The sequence below is a fragment of the Dactylosporangium sp. NBC_01737 genome (assembly GCF_035963215.1).
GTDB lineage: Bacteria > Actinomycetota > Actinomycetes > Mycobacteriales > Micromonosporaceae > Dactylosporangium.
In genome coordinates this window covers 9,051,516-9,071,477 of the sequence record NZ_CP109153.1, presented here as the reverse complement: position 1 = coordinate 9,071,477, position 19,962 = coordinate 9,051,516, and the positions used below count along the sequence as shown (strand labels likewise).

At 73.4% G+C, this 19,962-nt stretch carries 16 protein-coding genes and 1 pseudogene; 12 read left to right on the top strand and 5 right to left on the bottom strand.

Annotated features, from left to right (window positions below; all coding sequences use genetic code 11):
- Positions 1–4 precede the first annotated feature (4 nt).
- The 8 genes and pseudogenes from OHA72_RS41325 to OHA72_RS41290 all read left to right on the top strand — a co-directional run bounded on the left by OHA72_RS41325 (position 5) and on the right by OHA72_RS41290 (position 5,850).
- On the top strand, positions 5–313 hold the full coding sequence (locus OHA72_RS41325) for a PTS sugar transporter subunit IIBC family protein (RefSeq protein ID WP_327001531.1): 309 nt from the start codon (positions 5–7) through the stop codon (positions 311–313).
- Positions 306–740 carry a PTS mannitol transporter subunit IIA gene (locus tag OHA72_RS41320; protein ID WP_327001530.1) on the top strand — a complete coding sequence of 145 codons (435 nt, stop codon included), beginning with the start codon at positions 306–308 and terminating at the stop codon, positions 738–740. The genes OHA72_RS41325 and OHA72_RS41320 overlap by 8 nt, the downstream gene beginning before the upstream one ends.
- Positions 737–1,777 carry a zinc-dependent dehydrogenase gene (locus OHA72_RS41315; protein WP_327001529.1) on the top strand — a complete coding sequence of 347 codons (1,041 nt, stop codon included), beginning with the start codon at positions 737–739 and terminating at the stop codon, positions 1,775–1,777. The genes OHA72_RS41320 and OHA72_RS41315 overlap by 4 nt, the downstream gene beginning before the upstream one ends.
- 12 nt (positions 1,778–1,789) lie before the next feature.
- Complete coding sequence (locus OHA72_RS41310; RefSeq protein ID WP_327001528.1) at positions 1,790–2,065, top strand: HPr family phosphocarrier protein; 276 nt, start codon at positions 1,790–1,792, stop codon at positions 2,063–2,065.
- Positions 2,058–3,694: pseudogene (gene ptsP / locus OHA72_RS41305) on the top strand (phosphoenolpyruvate--protein phosphotransferase). Before OHA72_RS41310 ends, ptsP begins: the two are co-directional and overlap by 8 nt.
- 317 nt (positions 3,695–4,011) lie before the next feature.
- Positions 4,012–4,200, top strand: a complete 189-nt coding sequence (locus OHA72_RS41300) for a hypothetical protein (RefSeq protein ID WP_327001527.1) — start codon at positions 4,012–4,014, stop codon at positions 4,198–4,200.
- A 304-nt stretch (positions 4,201–4,504) separates the two neighbouring features.
- Positions 4,505–5,353 carry a hypothetical protein gene (locus OHA72_RS41295; protein ID WP_327001526.1) on the top strand — a complete coding sequence of 283 codons (849 nt, stop codon included), beginning with the start codon at positions 4,505–4,507 and terminating at the stop codon, positions 5,351–5,353.
- A gap of 65 nt (positions 5,354–5,418) precedes the next feature.
- Positions 5,419–5,850, top strand: coding sequence for a hypothetical protein (locus tag OHA72_RS41290; protein WP_327001525.1), 432 nt, complete (start codon positions 5,419–5,421; stop codon positions 5,848–5,850).
- Here OHA72_RS41290 and OHA72_RS41285 read toward each other — a convergent pair.
- The 4 genes from OHA72_RS41285 to OHA72_RS41270 all read right to left on the bottom strand — a co-directional run bounded on the left by OHA72_RS41285 (position 5,845) and on the right by OHA72_RS41270 (position 10,549).
- Complete coding sequence (locus OHA72_RS41285; RefSeq protein WP_327001524.1) at positions 5,845–7,668, bottom strand: ATP-binding protein; 1,824 nt, start codon at positions 7,666–7,668, stop codon at positions 5,845–5,847. The genes OHA72_RS41290 and OHA72_RS41285 overlap by 6 nt on opposite strands.
- Before the next feature lie 72 nt (positions 7,669–7,740).
- Positions 7,741–8,172, bottom strand: coding sequence for a class F sortase (locus tag OHA72_RS41280; RefSeq protein WP_327001523.1), 432 nt, complete (start codon positions 8,170–8,172; stop codon positions 7,741–7,743).
- 217 nt (positions 8,173–8,389) lie between these two features.
- On the bottom strand, positions 8,390–10,147 hold the full coding sequence (locus OHA72_RS41275; protein WP_327001522.1) for a serine/threonine-protein kinase: 1,758 nt from the start codon (positions 10,145–10,147) through the stop codon (positions 8,390–8,392).
- 42 nt (positions 10,148–10,189) lie between these two features.
- Positions 10,190–10,549: an MmcQ/YjbR family DNA-binding protein gene (locus OHA72_RS41270; RefSeq protein ID WP_327001521.1), complete on the bottom strand. Its 360-nt coding sequence runs from the start codon at positions 10,547–10,549 to the stop codon at positions 10,190–10,192.
- Positions 10,550–10,628: 79 nt separating this feature from the next.
- On the opposite strand from OHA72_RS41270, the gene OHA72_RS41265 reads away from it, so the two are divergent.
- Both OHA72_RS41265 and OHA72_RS41260 read left to right on the top strand, forming a co-directional pair.
- Positions 10,629–11,003: a hypothetical protein gene (locus tag OHA72_RS41265; protein WP_327001520.1), complete on the top strand. Its 375-nt coding sequence runs from the start codon at positions 10,629–10,631 to the stop codon at positions 11,001–11,003.
- Between the two features lie 15 nt (positions 11,004–11,018).
- Positions 11,019–14,861, top strand: a complete 3,843-nt coding sequence (locus OHA72_RS41260; RefSeq protein WP_327001519.1) for an ATP-binding protein — start codon at positions 11,019–11,021, stop codon at positions 14,859–14,861.
- A 105-nt stretch (positions 14,862–14,966) separates the two neighbouring features.
- Here the strand turns inward: OHA72_RS41260 and OHA72_RS41255 are convergent, their stop codons facing one another.
- Entirely contained in the window at positions 14,967–17,891 is a 2,925-nt protein-coding gene (locus OHA72_RS41255; protein ID WP_327001518.1) for a glycoside hydrolase family 48 protein, read from the bottom strand.
- A gap of 348 nt (positions 17,892–18,239) precedes the next feature.
- On the opposite strand from OHA72_RS41255, the gene OHA72_RS41250 reads away from it, so the two are divergent.
- Positions 18,240–18,707: an SPW repeat protein gene (locus tag OHA72_RS41250; protein ID WP_327001517.1), complete on the top strand. Its 468-nt coding sequence runs from the start codon at positions 18,240–18,242 to the stop codon at positions 18,705–18,707.
- 94 nt (positions 18,708–18,801) lie between these two features.
- Entirely contained in the window at positions 18,802–19,914 is a 1,113-nt protein-coding gene (locus OHA72_RS41245; RefSeq protein WP_327001516.1) for an acyltransferase family protein, read from the top strand.
- Positions 19,915–19,962 lie beyond the last annotated feature (48 nt).

Below are 19,962 nucleotides of genomic sequence, written 5' to 3'. Positions count from 1 at the left end.
GCTCATGCCCACCATCAACGGCACCGAGATCAAGAAGGTCGTCGTCGCATGCGACGCCGGCATGGGCAGCAGCGTCATGCTCGCCAGCACCCTGCGGCGGCAGCTGTCGAAGAGTTCGGTCATCGTCGAGCACACCCCGGTCAACAGGATCCCGGCCGACGCCGACGTGGTCATCTGCCACCAGGGCCTCGCCGCCCGGGCCCGGGTCAGCGCCCCCGACAAGGTGATCGTGCCCATCCAGGTGTTCATCGGCGACCCAGCGGTGACGAAGGTGGTCAACGCCGTCCAACGCGGCGGTGAGCTCAGTGGCTGACCTGCTGACCGACGACGCGATCCGGCTCCAGGAGCGGGCCGGATCGCGGGACGAGGCGATCCGCCGCTGCGGCGAGGTGCTCGTCTCGGTGGGCGCCGTCAGTGAGGACTACGTCGATGCCATGCTCGCCCGCGAGCAGAGCGTCTCCACGTACATCGGGGAGGGCGTCGCCATCCCGCACGGCACGTTGAACAGCAAGGAGAACGTGCGCCGCGACGCGCTCGCGGTGCTGCGCTTCCCCGACGGCGTCGACTGGGACGGCAACGACGTGCGCGTCTGCGTCGCCATCGCCGCCGCCGGGGACGGCCACATCGACATCCTGGCCTCGCTCGCCGAGGTGTTGATGGACCCCGCCCGCGCGGAGGCCTTGCGAAACGCGACGGATGCCGACTTCGTCATCCGCCTACTCACAGAGGAAGCATCGTGAAAGTCCTGACGTTCCACGCCCCCGGCGACGTCCGCATCGAAGACGCGCCGGAGCCTGCCCCGGGCCCCGCCGACGTGAAGATCCGCGTCCGGGCCTGCTCGACCTGCGGCACCGACGTGAAGATCTACAACCACGGCCATCACCACATCGTGCCGCCGCGGGTCATGGGCCACGAGATCGCCGGCGAGGTCGTCGAGGTCGGCGCCGACGTGACCGGCTGGGCACCCGGCGACCGGGTCCAGGTCATCGCCGCGATCCCGTGCGGCCGCTGCGGCGAGTGCCGGCGTGGGCACATGACGGTCTGCTCCGAGCAGGTGTCGATGGGGTACCACTTCGACGGTGGCTTCGCCGAATACATGGTGGTGCCGCACAACGTCCTGGACGTCGACGGCCTCAACCGCATCCCCGACGGCGTCAGCTACGCCGAGGCGTCCGTCGCCGAGCCGCTCGCCTGCGTCCTCAACGGCCAGAACCTGGCCCGCGTCGGCGAGGGCGACGACGTGGTCGTGGTCGGCTCCGGCCCGATCGGCTGCCTGCACGTGCGCCTGGCCCGCGCCCGCGGCGCCGGCCGCGTCTTCCTCGTGGACCTCAACCGGGAGCGGCTCGACCTCGCCGCGAATCTGGTCCGCCCCGACGCCGCCATCTGCGGCGCCGAGACCGACGTCGTCGACGCCGTCATGAAGCTCACCGAGGGCCGCGGCGCCGACGTCGTCATCACCGCCGCCGCGTCCGGTGCCGCCCAGGAGCAGGCGCTGCAGATGACCGCCCGGCAGGGCAGGATCAGCTTCTTCGGCGGCCTGCCGAAGGACAAGCCGGTCGTCTCCGTCGACTCCAACGTCGTGCACTACCGCGAGCTCACCATTGTCGGCGCCAACGGCTCCAGCCCCGCCCACAACAAGGAGGCGCTGCAGCTCATCGCCTCCGGCGCCGTCCCCGTCGCCGACCTCATCACCCACCGCCTGCCCCTCGCCGATGCCCTCGACGCCTTCGGCATCGTGGCCCGCGGCGAGGCGATCAAGGTGACCATCGAGCCCTGAAGGAGGTTTGCGATGCCCACTCGGACCGTCCTCGTCGGCTCCGCCAGCGGCCTGCACGCGCGTCCCGCCGCGCTGTTCGTCGCCGCGGCCGCGAAGCAGCCGGTGCAGGTCACCATCCGCACCGGTGAGAAGAAGCCCGTGCCGGCCCGCAGCATGCTCTCCGTGCTGTCGCTCGGCGCGAAGAAGGGCACCGAGGTGACCCTGGAGGCCGACGGCGACGGCGCGCAGGACGCCGTCGACGCGCTCGCCGCCCTCCTGGAGCGGGACCTGGACGCCGAAGATGGGTGACCTCTCGGGCATCGGCGTGAGTCCCGGGCGTGCGGCGGGGCCGGTCCACCGGCTGGCCCCGCCGCCCCCGCTCCGCCGGCGCCGCCGGTCATCGACATCGCCGCCGAACGGGCCCGCGCCCGTGCCGCCGTCACCACCGTCGCGGCCGACCTGACCCGCCGCGCCGACGCCGCCGCGGACGCCACCGCGGCCGAGGTCCTGCGCGCCCAGGTCCTCATGGCCGCCGACGAGACACTCCTGGACGCCGTCGACACTGCGATCGACGGCGGCGCCGACGCGCCCCACGCGATCACCGACGCGCTCGCCGAGCACCGTGCCGCCTTCGAGGCCGCCGGGGGATACCTCGCCGAACGCGTCAGCGACCTCGACGACCTGCGGGACCGGCTCGTCGCAGCGTGCCTGGGCCTGCCGATGCCCGGGGTGCCGTCACCCGGCCACCCGTTCATCCTCGTGGCCCGCGACCTCGCCCCCGCCGACACGGCCGGCCTCGACCCCTCGGTCGTGCTGGGCCTGATCACCGCAGAGGGCGGCCCGACCAGCCACACCGCGATCCTGGCCCGGACCCTCGGCATCCCCGCCGTGGTCCGCTGCGGCGCTGTGCTGGACATTCCGGATGGCGTACTGGTGAGCCTGGACGGCTCGTCCGGCGCCGTCGCGGTAGACATATCCGACATGTCCGTCAAATCGGTCAACGACGCGCAGCGGGCCCTGCTCGACCGCCGCTCGGCCTCCAGCGGCCCCGGCGCGACCGCCGACGGCCACTCCGTGGCGCTCCTGGCCAACATCGGCTCCGCCCGCGACCTGCCCGCCGGCGTCGACGTCGAAGGCGTCGGCCTGTTCCGCACCGAGCTGCTCTACCTCGACCGCACCGACCCCCCGTCGTTCGAGGAGCAGGTCACGGCGTACGCAGAGGTCTTCGCCGCCCTGCCCGGCCGCAAGGTCGTCGTGCGCACCCTGGACGCCGGCGCCGACAAGCCCCTGCCGTTCCTGCACCTCGCCGACGAACCCAACCCGGCGCTGGGCATCCGCGGCCTGCGCGTCGCCCGTGCCATGCCCTCCGTCCTGGACACCCAGCTCTCCGCGATCGCCGCCGCCGCCGCGACGACGCCGGCCGACGTCTGGGTCATGGCCCCGATGGTCGCCACCGCCGCCGAGGCCACCGCCTTCGCCGCCACCTGCCGCGACCACGGCCTGCGCACCGCCGGCGTCATGATCGAGGTCCCCGCCGCCGCCCTGCGCGCCGGCACCGTCCTGCGCGACGTCGACTTTCTCAGCATCGGCACCAACGACCTGAGCCAGTACACCTTCGCCGCCGACCGGATGTGCGGCGACCTCGCCGAACTCCTCGACCCCTGGCAGCCGGCCCTCATCGCCCTCATCGCCGCCTGCGCCACCGCCGGCCGCGAAGCCGGCAAGCCCGTCGGCGTCTGCGGCGAGTCGGCCGCCGACCCCGACTTCGCCCTCGTCCTCGTCGGCCTCGGCATCACCAGCCTGTCGATGGCCGCCCGCAGCATTCCGGCCGTCCGCGAGGCCCTGTCCACCCACACCTACGACGAATGCGTCCAGTTCGCCAAGGCCGCCCTCGCTGCCGACACCCCGACCGCCGCCCGCGCCGTCGTGCGCCCCTGACGCTTGCCCCGTTGCCCTCTTTGGCCGGTCCGACGAACCGTTTGCCTGCCGACGTCTCGATGCCTCCTCGCAGCGCCGGCAGGCGTGGTCCGCCCCATCCGGCCAGGGGCCGCGCCGATCCTGCCGTTGCGATGCCCGGACGCTCCGCCAGGCCCGGGATTGTGGGACATCGCGGCGGCAGGATCGGCGCACCTCCGCGTCCCCACGCCGGCCGCCGGTTCCCGCATCACCACAGGACAAGTGCCGCCTTACCCGGACGGCGGCATTGCGGCTAGTCTCACCGTGGCCGACCCTTCCGACGAGCGACGGAGCAGCGTTTGGATACCGACGACCTGGCAGAGCACGGCACGATCCGGACATTCCTCGCACCATTCCTGCTCGTCGCGGCCTCGCTGCTGTCCCTCGCCGGGATCGGTCTCGCCGCCACCCACCGCCTGTCCGCCCCCGCCGGCCCGGCAACCTGTGCGCGCGTCACCTCGCTGACGGCCAGGTCCGGCTGCCCCTGATCGGAAGGGCACCTCGACCTCAAGGACTCCGCCGCCGCTTACGGCCGCATGCTCGACGTGGTGCGCTCCGTCGAACCGTGAGCAGCCGCAGCGCTGACGGCTCCTGCTCCAGCAGCAGATGCCGGCCGATGCCCGCATCCGCATAGAGGTGCATCTCGGCGACCCGTCGATGCCCGCGTCGCCGGAGGTCAGGACCTCGCCGATCACGGCGACGTCGGCCGCTTCGAGGACGTCACCTTCGCTCAGCAGTGTCATCAAACGAGGGGCTTCCGCGAATAACTCTATCTAGATAGAGTTACGGACCATGGCGAAGGTGGTCGGGTACGTGGGGGCGGCGCTGCTGTGGTTGGCGGCCGCGGGTGCGCTGGTCGCGGCGGCGGTGCTGGCGCGGGACGTCGGGTTCGAGGTGCTGCGCCACCGCGTCGAGTTCATGATCGCGGCGGTCGCGGTGCTCATCCTCGTCACAGCGGTCCCGGTCGGGCCGGCTGCGGCGCGGGGGAGCCTCGGCGCCGTGGTCCGGGGCGCGGTCGGGTGCGTGGTCGCGTTCGAGGTGCTGGGGGTGACGCAGCTGTTCCGGGTGCTGCCGCCGATCACGCGCGACGGGGGACCGCGGACCAGTGACGCCACGACCGTCCTCGTCGTGTGGGTGCTCCTGCTCGGGCTGGTTCTGCTCGCCGTGGTGCGGGTGACCGGCCGGCACACCGGGCTCCGGCCGGCCGCGGTCGGCATCGCCGCCGGGTGCGGGTTTGCGGCGGCGGCGGTGTGGCTCGGCCTCGCGGCGGTCGCGCCCTGGGTCGCGGCGAGCAACGTGCCCGCGGTCCTGGCGATGCTGGCGACCGGTGTCATCGCCGCCCGCCTCATCGAACGCGGCCGGTCGCAGCCGTCCGGGGACGGCCGGACCACGAGCACGGCGGCGGTCATCGGAGCGGTGGTCGCGGCGATGGTCACGGCCGCCGTCGTGGCCGCCGCGATCGACGGGCTCCTGCCGCTCGGGCACGGCTGGGTCCGCAACAGCGCCCCTCCGTGGGAGCACGGCACGCGGCTCGTCGACCCGGTCGGCCTCCTCGTCATCGCCGCGGCCCTCGCACTGGTCGTGGCAATCGCCGGGCGGACGAAGGCGACGGTCACGAAGCAGTCGCCGGCAGGGGCGTGAAGAGGTTGGGGAGATTGCGCGGCGGCCGTTGACGGCGTACCGGTGGGCACGCGATCGTCCGGAGCATGGCTCACCGAGGCCGCACGCTGCTGCTGGTGCTGACGTGCCTGCTGCCCGCGTGCGCGATGGGCGACATCTTCGGCCCGCCGCTGCCCGTGGACGTCACCGAGCAGCAGGTGATCGGCACCTGGACCGCGACGGAGGGCGCGGGCACGTTCGTGTTCGCCGCGGACGGGACGCTGGCCGCGCGGGACCTTCCGGCCGACGTGCTGCCGGCGTCGGAGGCGTCCGGCGCGGCGGGCCCCTGGTCGTGCACCGGGACCTGGCGGATCACCTCGCCGATCGGCGGCGACGAGGATCAACGCAACATCGTCGAGCTCGACCTGCGCGGCGTGCCCGGCACGAGCGGCGGCTACAGCACGCGGATGAGCGCGTCGAAGCCGGACGACGTGATCGTGCTGGGCATGGACAGGTACTCGTACAGGAAGCGGTCATGAGCCGACCGGCTGCGCGACGCACGCGGTCGGCAGGTCGACGTGGATGCAGGTCCCGCCGCCCGGGTTGTCCGCGGCGGTGATCGTGCCGCCGTGGCGGGTGACGATCCGCTGGCAGATGGCCAGGCCCAGACCGGTACCGGAGTAACCGTGCACGCGGTGGAATGACGTGAACACCTGGGCCCGCTGCGAGGCGGGGATACCGATGCCGCGGTCGGCGACGGTCACGCGCACGCCCCCACCAGCCGACGGTGACGGCGACGGCGACGCGGACACGCAGACGTCGGCGGGGCGACCCGGCGGGGTGTACTTGAGCGCGTTGCCGATCAGGTGCTCGAACAGCCGCCGCATCATCCCCGCGTCGGCGTCCAGGACCGGCAGCGGGCCCGCGACGCGCACGACGGGCGAGATCGACGCGACCAGCGAGGACAGGTCGACCGGCGCGGGCTCCAGCGGCGCGTCGCGGGCGGTGGCGTACGCGAGGAGATCGTCGATCAGCCTCCGCATGCGCTCCACGCCCGAGCCGATGCGGGTGACGACCGCGGCGTCGTCGGGGTCGGTGAGGCTCTCGGCGAGGATCTCCGTGTACCCCGAGATCGTCGTCAGCGGCGAGCGCAGGTCGTGCGCGGCGATCGCGGCGAACGCGGCCAGGTCCGCCTCGCGTTCGCGCAGGTCGGTGACGTCATAGCCGGTGAGGACGGCGCCGATGACCCGGCCGGCGTCGTCGCGCAGCGGGCGGGCGTCGGCCACGACCCGCCGCTCGCCGGCGGCACCGACGAGCGCCATCTCCTGGGCGGTGACGGCGTCCCCGGCCAGCGCGCGTGCCAGCGGGTGCGGCCGCGGGTCGGCGGCCCCCGTGCCGGGCACGTGGACGGGGTCGAGGTCGGCGATCGTCTGCGGCACCCCGTCCGCGCGCCGGCCGCGGGCGACTCGATTGAGGTGCACGATCCGGCCGTCGGTGTCGCAGGTGAGCACGGCGACCTCGATGACGTCGAGGACCTGGTCGAGGTACGCCTTCTGCGCGGCCACCGCCTCGGCCGCGGCGACGGTGCGCTCGCGGGCCCGGCCGGCCTCGTCGAGCCCGGCGTTGAGGGCGGCGCCGAGCCGCTGCACCTCCGGCGGCCCGGTGACGGCGGCCCGGGCGGTCAGGTCGCCGCCGGCGCGCCGGTCGAGCGGGTCCTGCAGCGCGGCGAGCGGCGCGAGGAGCATCCGCTTGGCGGCCCGGTGGATGCGCAGCGCGACCAGCACCGACAGCAGCGCCAGCACGGCGAGCGCCGCCTCGAGGACGGTGCTCGCGGTGCGGTACGACGCCCTCGCCGCCCGGTGCGCCTCCTCGACGGCGGTGGCCACGGCCGCGTTCGCGGCGCGGACGGCGTCGAAGAGCTCCTTGCCCCGGGCGCTGCGGTCCGCGTCGATGCCCGGGTACCCCGGCGGCAGCGCGCTGATCGGCAGCGCGACCTGCGCCAGCCACTGCTGCGCCAGCTGGTCCTGGTCGCGGACGAGGACCCGGGTGCGGTCGTCGGGCGCCGCGCGCAGCGCCGCGGCGCGCGCCAGGGGATAGTCGGCGGCGCCGGTGCGAAACGGCGACAGGAACAGCGGGTCGCCGGTCAGCTGATACCCGCGGACCCCGGTCTCGACGTCGGTGAGGTCCTGCAGGATCCGCTGGTTGGCATGGGCGGCGTCGGCGATGCGCCGCAGCTGCCCGTCGTAGACGTCGCCGAGGTACTGCCCGCCGACGAACCGCGCGGCGCCGACCGACAGCAGCACGATGACGAGCCAGACGAACTGCCGGCGCAGTGTGACCGCGATCGGATTCGGCACGCGTGTTTCCCCCGCCGCGTCGCCCCCAGGCCCCTTCCAACCTAGTCTGCCGGTGGCACGCAGGCGGGCGATTCACGGGCGCAGCACGGCCCAGACGACGATGTTGTCGCGGTAGTGCCCCGTCGCGCGGTCGAACTCGCCGCCGCACGTGATGAGCCGCAGCCCCGCGTGGTCGATCGGCCCGTAGACGGCGTCGGTGGGGAACCGGTCCTTCGGGTACCGCCCCGACGTCGTCACCGCGAACACCGCCACGCTGCCGTCCAGCCGCTCCACCCGCACCTCGTCCCCGGCGACGAGCGTGGCGAGCCGCGCGAACGCCCCGTCCCGCCCGCGCCGATCGACGTGCCCGGCGAGGACGGCCGGACCGCTCGACCCGGGCGTCGGCACCCCCGTGAACCACCCCACCGTCGAAGCGTCGTCCGGCACCTCCATCGTGCCGTCACCCAGCAGCGTCAACGCGACGAGCCCGCTGTCCACGCGCAACCGGGGAATCCAGACCCTCACCGGAGGCGATCCGTCCATCGCGGTTGCCGCTGCTCCAGGTTTACGACTGGCGCCTCCCGCCACCAAAGAAGGCGGCGAACCGTCTTGAACGCCGGCCGGCGGGGCGGTCGCCCCACCCGGCCCCGTGGGCGGTGTGGTTGCCCGGCTCAACCCGCCGGCGGCCAGGACGAGCAGCACCCCGAGCGCCGCCACCGTGGCCCGTCGCACCGCCATGCTTTCAGCGTGCCTCGAACGACGCGGCGAACGCACGGAACGCCCCCTGCCCGGGACCCCACACCCCGTCGCCCGTCGTCCACGACAGCGTCAGCTCACGCCCGTCGCCCACCCCGAACAGCCGCCGCTGCGTGTGCCACCGCGCCCCGCCCGCCCCGTCGTAGGTGAACTCCCAGTCGGCGGCGCCCCGTGCGTACACCACCGGACTGATGCTGATCGAGGCGTATCCGGCGGGCGGGCCGAGCCGCAGCAGGTCCTGCTCGGCGGCCCGCCAGTACGCAACCCGGTCGGCCACCGCGACGGGCCCCACGCCGACGGTGAGCCGCTGCCCGCCGGCCGGGTCGAGGAAGCACACCACGCCGTCGCCGGCGGCCCGGACCCAGTCGCGGGGACGCCCGATCCGGAACCCGCCGGGATCGTCCTGCCACACCCACCCCGCCGGCAGCCCCACCCCACCAGGCAACGGGGAACCGCCGCCCGGCCCGCCGGCACCGCCCGCTCCGGTGGCCGCCGGGCCGGAAACAGGTCCGCCCGCTCCGGTGCCCGCTGGGCCGCCACCGGCCGGGCCGGTGCCCAGCAGCGCGACCCCGGGCGGAACGGCCCCGTCCGCACAGCTGGCGGCCGCCCGTGCCGCGGCGGCCGCCCCGTTCGTCGCCTCGCCGCCGGGCCCGGACCCGCCGTCCTGCGCGCTCTGCCCGCGGTCGACGAACACCGGCCGCCCGTCACCGCCGGTCGCCGACAGCAGGCCCACGACCCCACCCGCGACCAGCAGCACCCCGAGCGCCGCCACGAGGATCCGCGCGACCGTCCGGCGCCGGTCCTCCTGCACACCGTCCGGCCCGTCCACCGGCCCCGGCACCACGGGTGCGGGCGCCGGTACCGGCGCCGCGGCCGCCCGGAACAGCCGCATGGTCGCGGCGAGCGGGGCGACCAGCGCCGGCACCACCGAGGACTGCTGCACCGGCGCCACGTCCGCGAGCATCGCCCTGGCCTGCTGGGCCGTCAGCCGCTCCGCCGGGTCGCGCCGCAGCAACCCCTCGAGGACCTCCCGCAGCGGCCCGGCCCGCTCCACCGGATCCGGCGGCCCCGCGGCCAGCGCCGCGAGCACCTCCGCCGTGGTCGCGCGCCCATAGGGCGGACGGCCTTCGACACACCAGTACACCGTGGCGCCGAACGACCACAGATCGGTCTCGACGCTGGACACGTGGTCCCGCACCCGCTCCGGCGCCACATAGCTCGGTGACGCGATGAGCAGCGTCTCCGGCCCGTCGACCTCGTCGTGCAGGACCGCGATGCCGAAGTCGCCGAGCAGGACCCGCCCGTCGTCGGTGATGAGCACGTTGGGCGGCTTGACGTCGCGGTGCAGCACCCCGGCCCGGTGCGCCGCGGCGAGCCCGTCCAGCACCGCCAGCCCCACCCGTGCCGCGACGTCGGGTTCGAGCGGCCCGTCCCCGCGCACCACGTCCTCGAGGGAGCGCGACCGCACGTACTCCATCACGATCCACGGCCGCCCGCCGGTGAACAGCACGTCGTAGACCCGCACCACGTTCGGATGCGCCAGCCGCGCGGCGGCCCGCCCCTCGGCGATCGTCCTGGCCCACAGGTCGGCCTGCCCCGGCGGCAACCCGGGCATCGCGAGGACCTCCTTGACCGCGACCTCCCGTGCGAGGATCTCGTCACGCGCCAGCCAGACCCGGCTCATCCCGCCCGTGCCGATGACGCGCAGCAGCCGGTACCGCCCGGCGACCGTCCCCGAATCCATGAATGTTGTTCGGAGACGACCCTGGTACGGATGGGTCCGCCGTTACTGCGGCCGGTCCTTCTTCGGCAGCTTGGACACCACCCACCGGTACGACTCGTCGACCGCCTCGAGGATCTCCTCGTCGGGGATCGCCCCGCCGACCGTCAGCGAGTTCCACCCGGACCGCCCGATGTACGGCATCGCTGCCGCGTCGTCCGGGAACCGCTGCAGCCACTCGTCGGCGACCTCCCGCGTCGGCGCGCACTTGACACCCACGCTCGCCCGGTCGGCGCCCTCACCGCCCCCGCCCAGGAACGCGAAGATCTTCGTCCCCACCTTGACGACGACGTCGCCCTCCCACGGCATGTCCTGCCACGCCCCGGGCTTCGCCAGGCAATGTGCGATCAGCTCATCACGCGTCACACCTGCGACGCTACCAAGTGGAAAGGGTGGCAAGCCGTTTGCAAGTCGGGCCGGGTTTGCTGTGGCGGTGGGAGAAGAAATGCGGCTGGTGCGGCGCGTACCGCCCGGGCGGCGCGCCGTGACCCGGCTCGCGCTCGGCGTGTCCGTCGTGGACGAGTTCCTGTTCGACGGGCTCGAGTGGTGGGAGCTCATCGACCCGGCCGACGGCGACGAGCAGCCCGCGGCGGCGCTCGCCGCCGTGCGACCGGGGGAGTCCATCGTCCGACTGGTCGGTCTCGTGACGCCGGGCGGACGCAGCGACCTCGCCGTTCAGGTGCTGATCTCGTTGGTGGACGCCCTGCGGGCCGGTCCAGCCCGTAGGCTCGTCGCGGCGCCTCTGGCGCACGGCGAGGAGCTGCTGCGTCGAGCGGGCTTCGGACCGTTCGACGACGGGTCGTTCGCCGTGGAGTTGTAGACCTCCGCGGCCGAGGTGGAGTTCCGGGAGTTTCGCATCCTGCAGATTCGGATCCTGGGCCCGCTCGAGGTGGTCGGGGAGCGCGGGCCGGTGGACACCGGCACCCCGAAGCAGCGCGCCGTGCTGGCGATGCTGACGATGCAGCCCGGCCGGACCGTGTCGGTGCAGCGGCTGATCGACGAGCTGTGGGCCGACGAGCCGCCGGAGCGCGCGATCGCCTCCCTCCAGGCGTACGTCTCCCGGCTGCGCCGCGCCCTGGAACCCGGCCGGACGGCCCGCGACCGCTCGACCGTCCTGGTCAGCCGCGCCCCCGGGTACCAGCTGATGGTGCCGGCCGACGCGATCGACGCCGCCCGCTTCGCCGCGGCCGTCGAGCACGCCCGCACCGGCACCGACCCGGCGGAGGCGCTGCGAGTGCTCACGGACGCCCTGCACCTGTGGCGCGCCGACCCGCTGCCGGAGCTGGGCGACTCGCCCCTGGCCCGGGCCGAACGTGGCCGCCTGCAGGAACTGCGACTGATCGCCGTCGAGGAGCGCTCCGAGGCCCTGCTGCGACTCGGCCGTTCCGCGGAGGTGGCGTACCTGAGCGAGAGCGCGCTCGCGGAGGCGCCGTACCGGGAGCGGCTGTGGGGCCAGCTGATGCTCGCCCTGTACCGCTCCGGCCGGCAGGCCGAGGCCCTCGCCGCGTACGGCCGGGCCCGTGCGGGACTGGTCGACGAGCTCGGCATCGAACCCGGACCGGCGCTGCAACAGCTGGAGCAGGACATCCTGCGCCAGGCCGCACACCTGACCGCACCCCCACCACCCGCGGCCCCGATCCGCCCGAGCAGCACGGACATATCCGAAATGTCCGCTCAAAGTGGCAGCGCCGGTGGAGCCACCAGCACGTCAGCCACCGGCGCCAGTGGCCAGGGAGCGGCAACCGCTCCCGGCGCGACCAGTTGGGGCGCCGCGGGCTGGAGCAGCGCGGGCGGCACGGGCGAGAGCGGTGCGGGCGAGGGCAGTGCAGGCTGGAGCGGTGCGGCCGGGAGCGGTGCAGGCGCGGGCTGGAGTGGTGCGCCCGGGAGTGGTGCGGCCGGGAGCGGCGCGGCCGGTGCAGGTGGGAGCGGAGCGGGTGCGGGTGCGGGTGGTGCCAGTGCGGGCGCTGCGGGCGCGGGCGATGCAGGTGGGAGTGGCGCAGGCTGGAGCGGCGCGGGCGGTGCGGGCGGGAGTGGCGGGAGCGGCGCGGGTGCGGGTGGTGCAGGTGGGAGCGGTGCCGGCTGGAGCGGCGCGAGCGCGGGTGGTGCGGGCACGGGCGTTACGGGCGCGGGCACGGGCACGGGCGTTGCGGGTGGGAGCAGTGCGGCCCCGGGCGGCGCGGGCTGGAGCGGCGCGGGCTGGAACAGTGCGGGTGCGGGCGTCGCGGGCGTGGGCGTTGCGGGTGGGAGCGGTGCGGGCGGCGCGGGCTGGAGCGGCCCGGGGAGCGGTGCGCCCGGCCAGAGCCACGCAGGCATCGGCGCGCCGGATCACCGGCAATCAGGCGGCCGGGACGTCGGCGACGACGGTGGGCTGGTCGGGCGTGACGCTGAACTGCGCACCGTCGACGGGCTCCTGACCAGCACCGCCACCGGCCGCGGACGCCTGCTGCTCGTGTCCGGCAGCCCCGGCATCGGCAAGTCCGCGTTGCTGCGCGAGCTGTCCGCCCGGGCGGCCGCCGCCCTCGTCGGCACCGGCACCGGCGTCGACGGTGAGGCACCGCCCGTGTTCCTGCCGTGGGCGCAGATCCTGCGCTCCATCGCCGCCGCCCCCGACGCGGCCGAGGCCCTGGCCGTCGCGTTCGCGCCCTACGGCAATCTGCCCGCCGTCCTGGACCCGACGCTCATCGAGGCGCTGCCGCTGGCGGCCGCCGAGCGCATCGCCGACCCGGAGCTGGCCAGGTCGCGGCTGTATCAGGGCATCGTCGACGGGCTGTGCCGCCTCGCCGCGCACCGGCCGCTGGTGCTCATCGTCGACGACGCGCACTGGCTGGACGCGCCGTCGACGGTGCTGCTGACCATGTTCGCCACGGCGGTCCGGCGCAGTCGGGTGCTCCTGGCGGTCGGATACCGGGAGGCCGAACTCGCCCCGGACGCGCCCCTGGCCGGCGCGCTCGGCGAGCTGCTCGCCGACCCGTCGGCAGTGCGGATGCCGCTGCAGGGCCTCGGCGCCGACGGAGTCGCGGCCCTGGCGCGGGACGTGACCGGCGCCGACGTGCCGGAGCAGACCGTGGCGATGCTGCTGGACCGCACCGGCGGCAACCCGTTCTTCGTGGTCGAGCTGCTGCGGGTGCTGGTCGCCGAGCACACCCTGGCGCCGGAGCACGTGCCGGTGCGGGTGCAGGAGGTCGTCCGCAGGCGGCTCGCCAAGCTGCCCGGGCAGGTCAACGCCGTCATCGCCGTCGCGTCGGTGCTCGGCCGGGACGTGTCGGTGCCGGTGCTGCGCGAGGTCGTGCAGATCGACGAGCTGGCGCTCTTCGACACCCTCGACACCGCCGTGGTCAGCGGCATCCTGACCGCGACCGACGACCCGGGGCTGCTGCGTTTCTCCCACGACCTGGTGCGGCAGACCGCCTACCTCGACCAGGGGCCGCTCAGGCGAGCGAGGCTGCACGCGCGGGCCGCGCAGGCGCTGCGGGACACGGGCCTCGCGACGGTGCCGGAGCTGGCCGCGCACCTGCGGGCCGCACTGCCGGTGCTGTCGCCCTTCGACGTGGTGCCGGCGCTGATCGAGGCGGCCGGCGAGGCATACGAGCAGACGGCCCACGAGGAGGCCTCGGGGCTGCTGGAGGAGGCCGTCGGCGTGCTGCACCGGGCGCCGGCCGGGGAGCGGCGCGACGTCGCGGAGCTGGACCTGCGCATCCGGCTCGCCTACATGCACCAGGCGACCGACGGCTACCTGGCGCCCTTCGTGACGGCCCAGTACGCCGCCATGGAGCCGCTGCTGGTGCGGCTGCGCGGCCGGCCGGTGCTGGACATCCTGCCGGCGCTGTGGGGATACGCGTCGTTCCACACCGCATCCGGTGACGTCGCGCGGGCGGTCGCGATGGCCCGCTCGGCGAGCGAGCACGGCAGCACCGACCCGTGGGCGTCGATCGTGGCCGAGGTGCACGAGGGCGCGGCGGCCCTGGCGGTGCTGGACCTGCCGAAGGCCCGCGAGTGCTTCGACACCGCCCTGGACGCGCTGCCCGCCGGGGACCTGCCGAAGTTTCCGATCGTGAACTGGGACCCGGTCATCGGGGCGCAGGCACCCGCGGCGATCGTGTGCGGCATGCTCGGCGACCACGCGACCGCCGCCAAGCACCTGCGGGCCGCCAGGGAACGCGCCGCCCGCGTGGGTGAGCCGTTCCTGGAGATGTACGTCAGCCACTACGCCGCGTCCGTGGCGGCGGACCGCTACGACGCGCCCGCGACCGCCGAGGCCGCCCGCACGACGCTGCAGCTCGCGGTGCGCGGCGGGCACCTGGAATACCGGGCGATGTCGGCGATCCTGCTCGGCTGGGCCGAGGTCCGCGCCGGCGACGAGGGCGGGCTCGCCCGGATCGTCGAGGGCCGCACCCACCTGGGCGAGGCAATGCGCAGGTTCGGCCGGCTCGAGGCGCTGCACGCCGACGCCTGCCTGACGCTGCGGCGCACGGCGGAGGCGGCCGCCGTCGCCGGCAAGGCCCTCGAGGGCGGCCTGCCGGGGCAGACCGGCTTCGCCGAACCCGACCTGCGCCGCGTCCACGCCCTCGCCACCGGTGACCAGGACGAGGCCGAAGCGGCCCTGCTGGTCGCCCGGAAGCTGCACTACGCGGGCGCGGAGGCCCGCGCGGAAGCCGCGCTGGAACAACTGCCGCAGTAGCCGCACGACCCCCGTCATGCCGAGGAACCTACCGGCGGGGTACGACAGGAAAGGGCCGGCGGCCACCGTCAGGGACGATGGCCGCCGGGGTCGAACGGTGGAGCGCTAGCCGATCAGCAGGCCGTAGTCGGCCATCGCCATGGCGATGTCGGACTGTGCCCAGAACCGGTGGAAGGTGAACGTCGGCGCTGGGCCGGTCCCGTTCAGGTAGGCCTGCACGGCCGGCCAGTTCGGGTCGTTCTTGTAGAAGGAACGGGTGTCGAGGAACGACTTGCCGGGGGCGATGACGTCACCGTTGGGCATGACGCCGCTGTACCCGGACGGGATGTACAGGCCCTGCTGGTTGGACGAGGACCAGATGTCGTCGAAGCGGTTGTAGTCGTTGCGGGTCTCCGGGATACCGACGCCCTTGCTGTCGGTGTGCAGCCAGATGCCGTCGAGCAGCTTCTTCGCCGTGGTCTTCGCCGCCGTGTTGTTCGCCTTCGCGCCGTAGTACGTCAGCAGCCGGGCGTAGGCGGCGGCGATGCCGACGTCCGTGCCGGAGCTGACGACGCTGACGTGCAGGTTGGTGTTGGCGGCCGGGCTGGACGGGTTCCACGTGGCCGGCGCGCCGGTCCACTGCAGCGTGTCTGGGATCTTGAAGTCGCCGTCCGCGGTGAACGTGGTGTTCGCGATCGCCCACGAGACCCACTTGTCGAGCATGGTCTTGGCCTTGGCGTCACCGGTCGCGTAGTAGTACTCCGCGACCCGCTCCACCGACCACGCCTGGAAGCCGAACCACTGGTTGGACGGCGGGTCGTGGTAGACCGGCTTCTCGTCGTAGAACATGCCGTAGAACGTCGGCGTGCCGGACGCCGGCGCGGAGTAGTTGCCGTTGACGCTGTTGGTGGCGCCACCGGCGAAGGCACCCTCGGAGGACTGCAGCCACTGGTAGAACTCGAGCTGCCGCCCGAGGCTGGTCTGCCAGTCGCCCTTCGCCGTCGGCGAGAGCGGCGCGAAGCCCGACACGTTGGACAGCACGTAGGCCGCCAGGGGGTTCTGGTACCCCTGGTGGTTGTGGCTGGAGCCGATGCGCCACGACCACTGGCCGCCCGCGTCGCCGCCCCACGCGTAGTACCAGTTCAGCAGGTACGCCGCGGAGTCCTTGCCGGTGCCGGCGGCGCAGGCCGTCGACGTGCAGCCGGGCTTCTTGAAGTACTTGTCGTACATCGCGTAGCGCAGGTAGTCGCCCATCTTCGCGGCCTTCGCCACGACGGCGGCCACGTCCGCGCCCTTGCCCTGCGCGGTCGCCCACTGCTGCGCCCAGTACGCGGCCTGGATGGCGCGCGCGTCGGCGTCGGGGGCGTTGGTGTAGCGCCACTGCTTGGCCGGGGTACCGTCGATGAACAGCGGCAGGAAGCCGCCGTTGGCCTTGGCACCGTAGCGGAAGTCCTCACAGGACGGGTGGGCGACGGTCTCCCACACCGACTCCTGCGGGCCACGCTGGTAGGTGTTGATGTACGACACCGTGGAGCCGGCCTGCGGGGTGCACGAGCTGAAGCCGTAGACGTTGTCGACGTCCTCGAGCCAGTGCATGCCGTACACGTCGGTGTTGCCGTACGTCGAGGTCAGCTCTGTGTACAGCGGGTCGACGCCGACCTTCACCGACGAGTCGAGGTGGCCGCCCTGCTGCGGGTACAGGCTGGGCTGCCCGGCCTCGGGCGCGTAGTCGGCGGGGTCGCTCGGGTTGTAGCCGCCGGTCGGCTGGTTGGCGTGGGTCGGGATGATGTACTTCTCCATCGTGTCCCAGGCCTTGTTGAACGGGGCCCAGTCCTGCTTCACCCGGCCGTACTGCGCCTCGAGCCACAGCCAGAAGCTGAACGCCTCCGACGTCGTCTCGTGACCCCAGTCGGGCGCCTCGACGACGAGTGTCTCGATCGAGTGGTAGGGCACGCCCTCGGGCGAGAAGTACCCGGAGCTGTGCAGCTTCGTGTACTGCTCGAGGAAGCGCTGCACGTAGACGCCGCCGGCGACGTCATCGTCGCTCTCGTTCGCCGGTACCGCCGCGGACGCCCAGCCGCTGGCGGTCAGGTTGATCGTGGCGGCACCGTTGGTGGTGTCCGCGTCCTGGGCGCCGGCGACGGTGACCGTCTGGGCGGTGTTCCAGTTCGCGGTGGTGAACGTCAGCGAGGCAGGCGACACCGTGACGTCGGTGTCGCCGGTACGGGCCACCGCCACCGTGACGCTCGAGGAGGGCGCCTGGTTCAGCTTCACCGACAGTGGCGTGGAGCCGCCCTCCGGCACGGTCAGCGGCGACGGCGCGGCCACGATCGACGGCCCGACGAACGGGTCGACGAACACCGGCACCGCGGTCGACGTGCCCACCGCACCCTTGCTGTCGTACGCCTTGGCCTGCAGCGAGTACGCCCCGCTCTGGCTCGGCACGTTGGTCCAGCTGTACGTGTACGGCGCGGACGTGTCGGACCCGAGCAGCAGCCCGTCGTGGTAGAACTCGACCTTCGCGATCGAGTCACCGGCGTCGGGATCCGTGGCGGTCACGGCGATCGGGATCGTCGCCGGCGCCGTGTAGCGGGTGTTGGCGGCCGGCGAGGTGATGGTCGCCGTCGGCGCCGTGTTCGGCCCGGTGCAGGCGACGCCGTTGAGCGAGAAGCTGGTCGGGTTGACGTTGGTGCCGCTGTAGCCCGCGTTGAAGCCCGGGTTGACGGTCCCGTTGCTCGGCAGGCTGCCGTTCCAGGGGGCGTTGCGGATGGTGACCGCACTGCCGGACTGGGTGAAGTCGCCGTTCCAGCTCTGCTGCAACTGCTGGTTGCCGGCGAAGGTCCAGGTGACGTTCCAGCTCGTCAGCGGGTCGCCGAGGTTCTTCACCACCAGGTCGCCGGTGAACCCGGTGTTCCATTGGCTGCGGACTGAATAGACGACCGAACAGCCGGTGGCGGCGTGTGCGATCCCGGCCGGCAGGGCGAACAGCGTGCCGGTGGCCAGGAGGCCGACGGCCGCGGCACGCAGCCGGCGCTGATTTCGGGTGGTCATGTGTGGGGTGCTCCTCGTGAAAGTTTCTGGGCGGGGAACGGGCACGCGACAGCGCTGCGGCGGTGTGGCATAGGCCAATTGCTGCGTGTGCCCCGTCGGCTCCCAGACGCGAGGTGGCGCTGATTCTGGCATGGGAGCGCTCCCGGGACAAGCGCCCTCAATTTCCCCTATGGTCGCGACGGCTATCGATCCACCTGGAGGTGATGCCCACCCTTTTCGCGGCTCCCATCGCGAACCGGGGTGCGGCGGACGGCGTCTGCAGCGCCGCCGCCGCGCCCACCCGAATCGTGTTAGTTCTGCCCTGAACGGGTTAGAGATGCCGTCTCCGACGAAGGAAAGGGGACCGTCATGACCCGTCCGATCGCGGACCTCGAGCAGCACCCGGACATCCTCGAGCTGCGGGCCCGCTACGACCGCGCGGCGGAGACGCCGACCGCGCACGTCACCGACGGTGGGCTGCTGCTCGCCGGGCTCTACCTCGCCCTGTCACCGTGGATCATCGGGTTCGCGGGCTTCGAGACCGACCTCGCGGCCAACAACTTCATCTGCGGTGCGGTCGTCGTCGCGCTCGCCGCCGGCTTCACCGCCGCCTACGGCCGCACCCACGGCCTGACCTGGGTGCCGGTGGTCATCGGCGTGTGGACGTTCGTCGCGCCATGGGTCATCCAGGGCGCGTACCCGTCCGGGGGCTCCATCGCGAACAACATCGTCATCGGCCTGGTCATCATCGGACTCGGTCTCATGACGATGCGCCTGCCCGGCCTGCGCGACCGGAACCGGGACAATCGAGGCGGTGAGCGTCGCAACAATCGGTGATGCGGTGACTGCGAAACGTCACCACTGGTCACATCGGGGTGAATTCTTCCCGGCCCGGCGTGCGCCGGCCGGGAAGACTGACTAGATATCAAGCGTGAACCGCGACAGCCGGCTGCCGGCCCTCACCGGCCTGCGCTGGGCGGCGGCGCTCGTCGTGTTCGGCCAGCACACCCTGGAGCTGTTCTACGACCCGGATCTGGTCGCCCCGCGACCGGTCCGGGCCGCGCTGTGGGCGCTGCTGGTCAACGGCGGCGCGATGGGCGTGTCGTTCTTCTTCGTGCTTTCCGGCTTCGTCCTGACCTGGTCATCCCCGCCGGCGTTCGGGGTGCGGGGATTCTGGTGGCGGCGCTTCAGCAAGATCTACCCGGCGACGCTGGTCACCACCCTCGCCGCGCTGCTCGTCGTCGGCGGCGCCGGTCCTTTGCAGCTCGCCGCCCACCTCACCCTGACGCAGACCTGGTTCCCGCACGCCTCGATCTTCGGCGCGCTCAACCCCGTCAGCTGGTCGCTGTCCTGCGAGGCGTTCTTCTACCTGTGCTTCCCGCTGCTGCTGGCCTTTCTGCGCCGGCTGCGCCCCGGCGGCCTGTGGACGGTCGCCGCCCTGCTCGTCACCGGCGTGCTGGCGACCGGGGTCCTGCTCACCACCGCGCAGCGCCCGTTCGCGCTGTGGTTCGGGTACATGTTCCCACCGGTACGCATGGCCGAATTCGCCCTCGGCATCGTCGTCGCGCTGCTCATCCGGGCCGGAGCGTGGCGGGGGCCGGGCCTGCGCTGGTCCTTCGTCCTGGTGGCCCTCGGCGCCGCCGCCGCGCTGAAGGCGCCCTACCCGCTCAACCAGCACGCCCTGACCCTGGTGCCGGTGACCCTCGCCGTGGCCGCGGCCGCCCGCGCCGACCTGACCGGCGTGCCCACGATCTGGACCCGGCCGCTGCTGCGCTACCTGGGTGAGGTCTCGTTCGCCTTCTACCTGGTGCACTACCTGACGTACCTTGCCTACGAGCGCCTCGGCCTGCTGCCGCACCACGCCCACCCGCTGGTCGCCGCCCTGGTCACCGTCTCGGTGTTCTCGATCAGCCTGCTCGGCGCGATGGCCGTCTACCACTGCGTCGAACTGCCGGCCCTGCGCCTGCTCCGCCGCCGTGCCGTCGCGCCACCCACCTCCGGCGACGTCACGGTCGAGGTCCCGCTGCCCGCGCCCGTCCGCTGATCAGCCCGACACTTATCCCTTGCGCTAACTGTTACCGCCGCGGATACT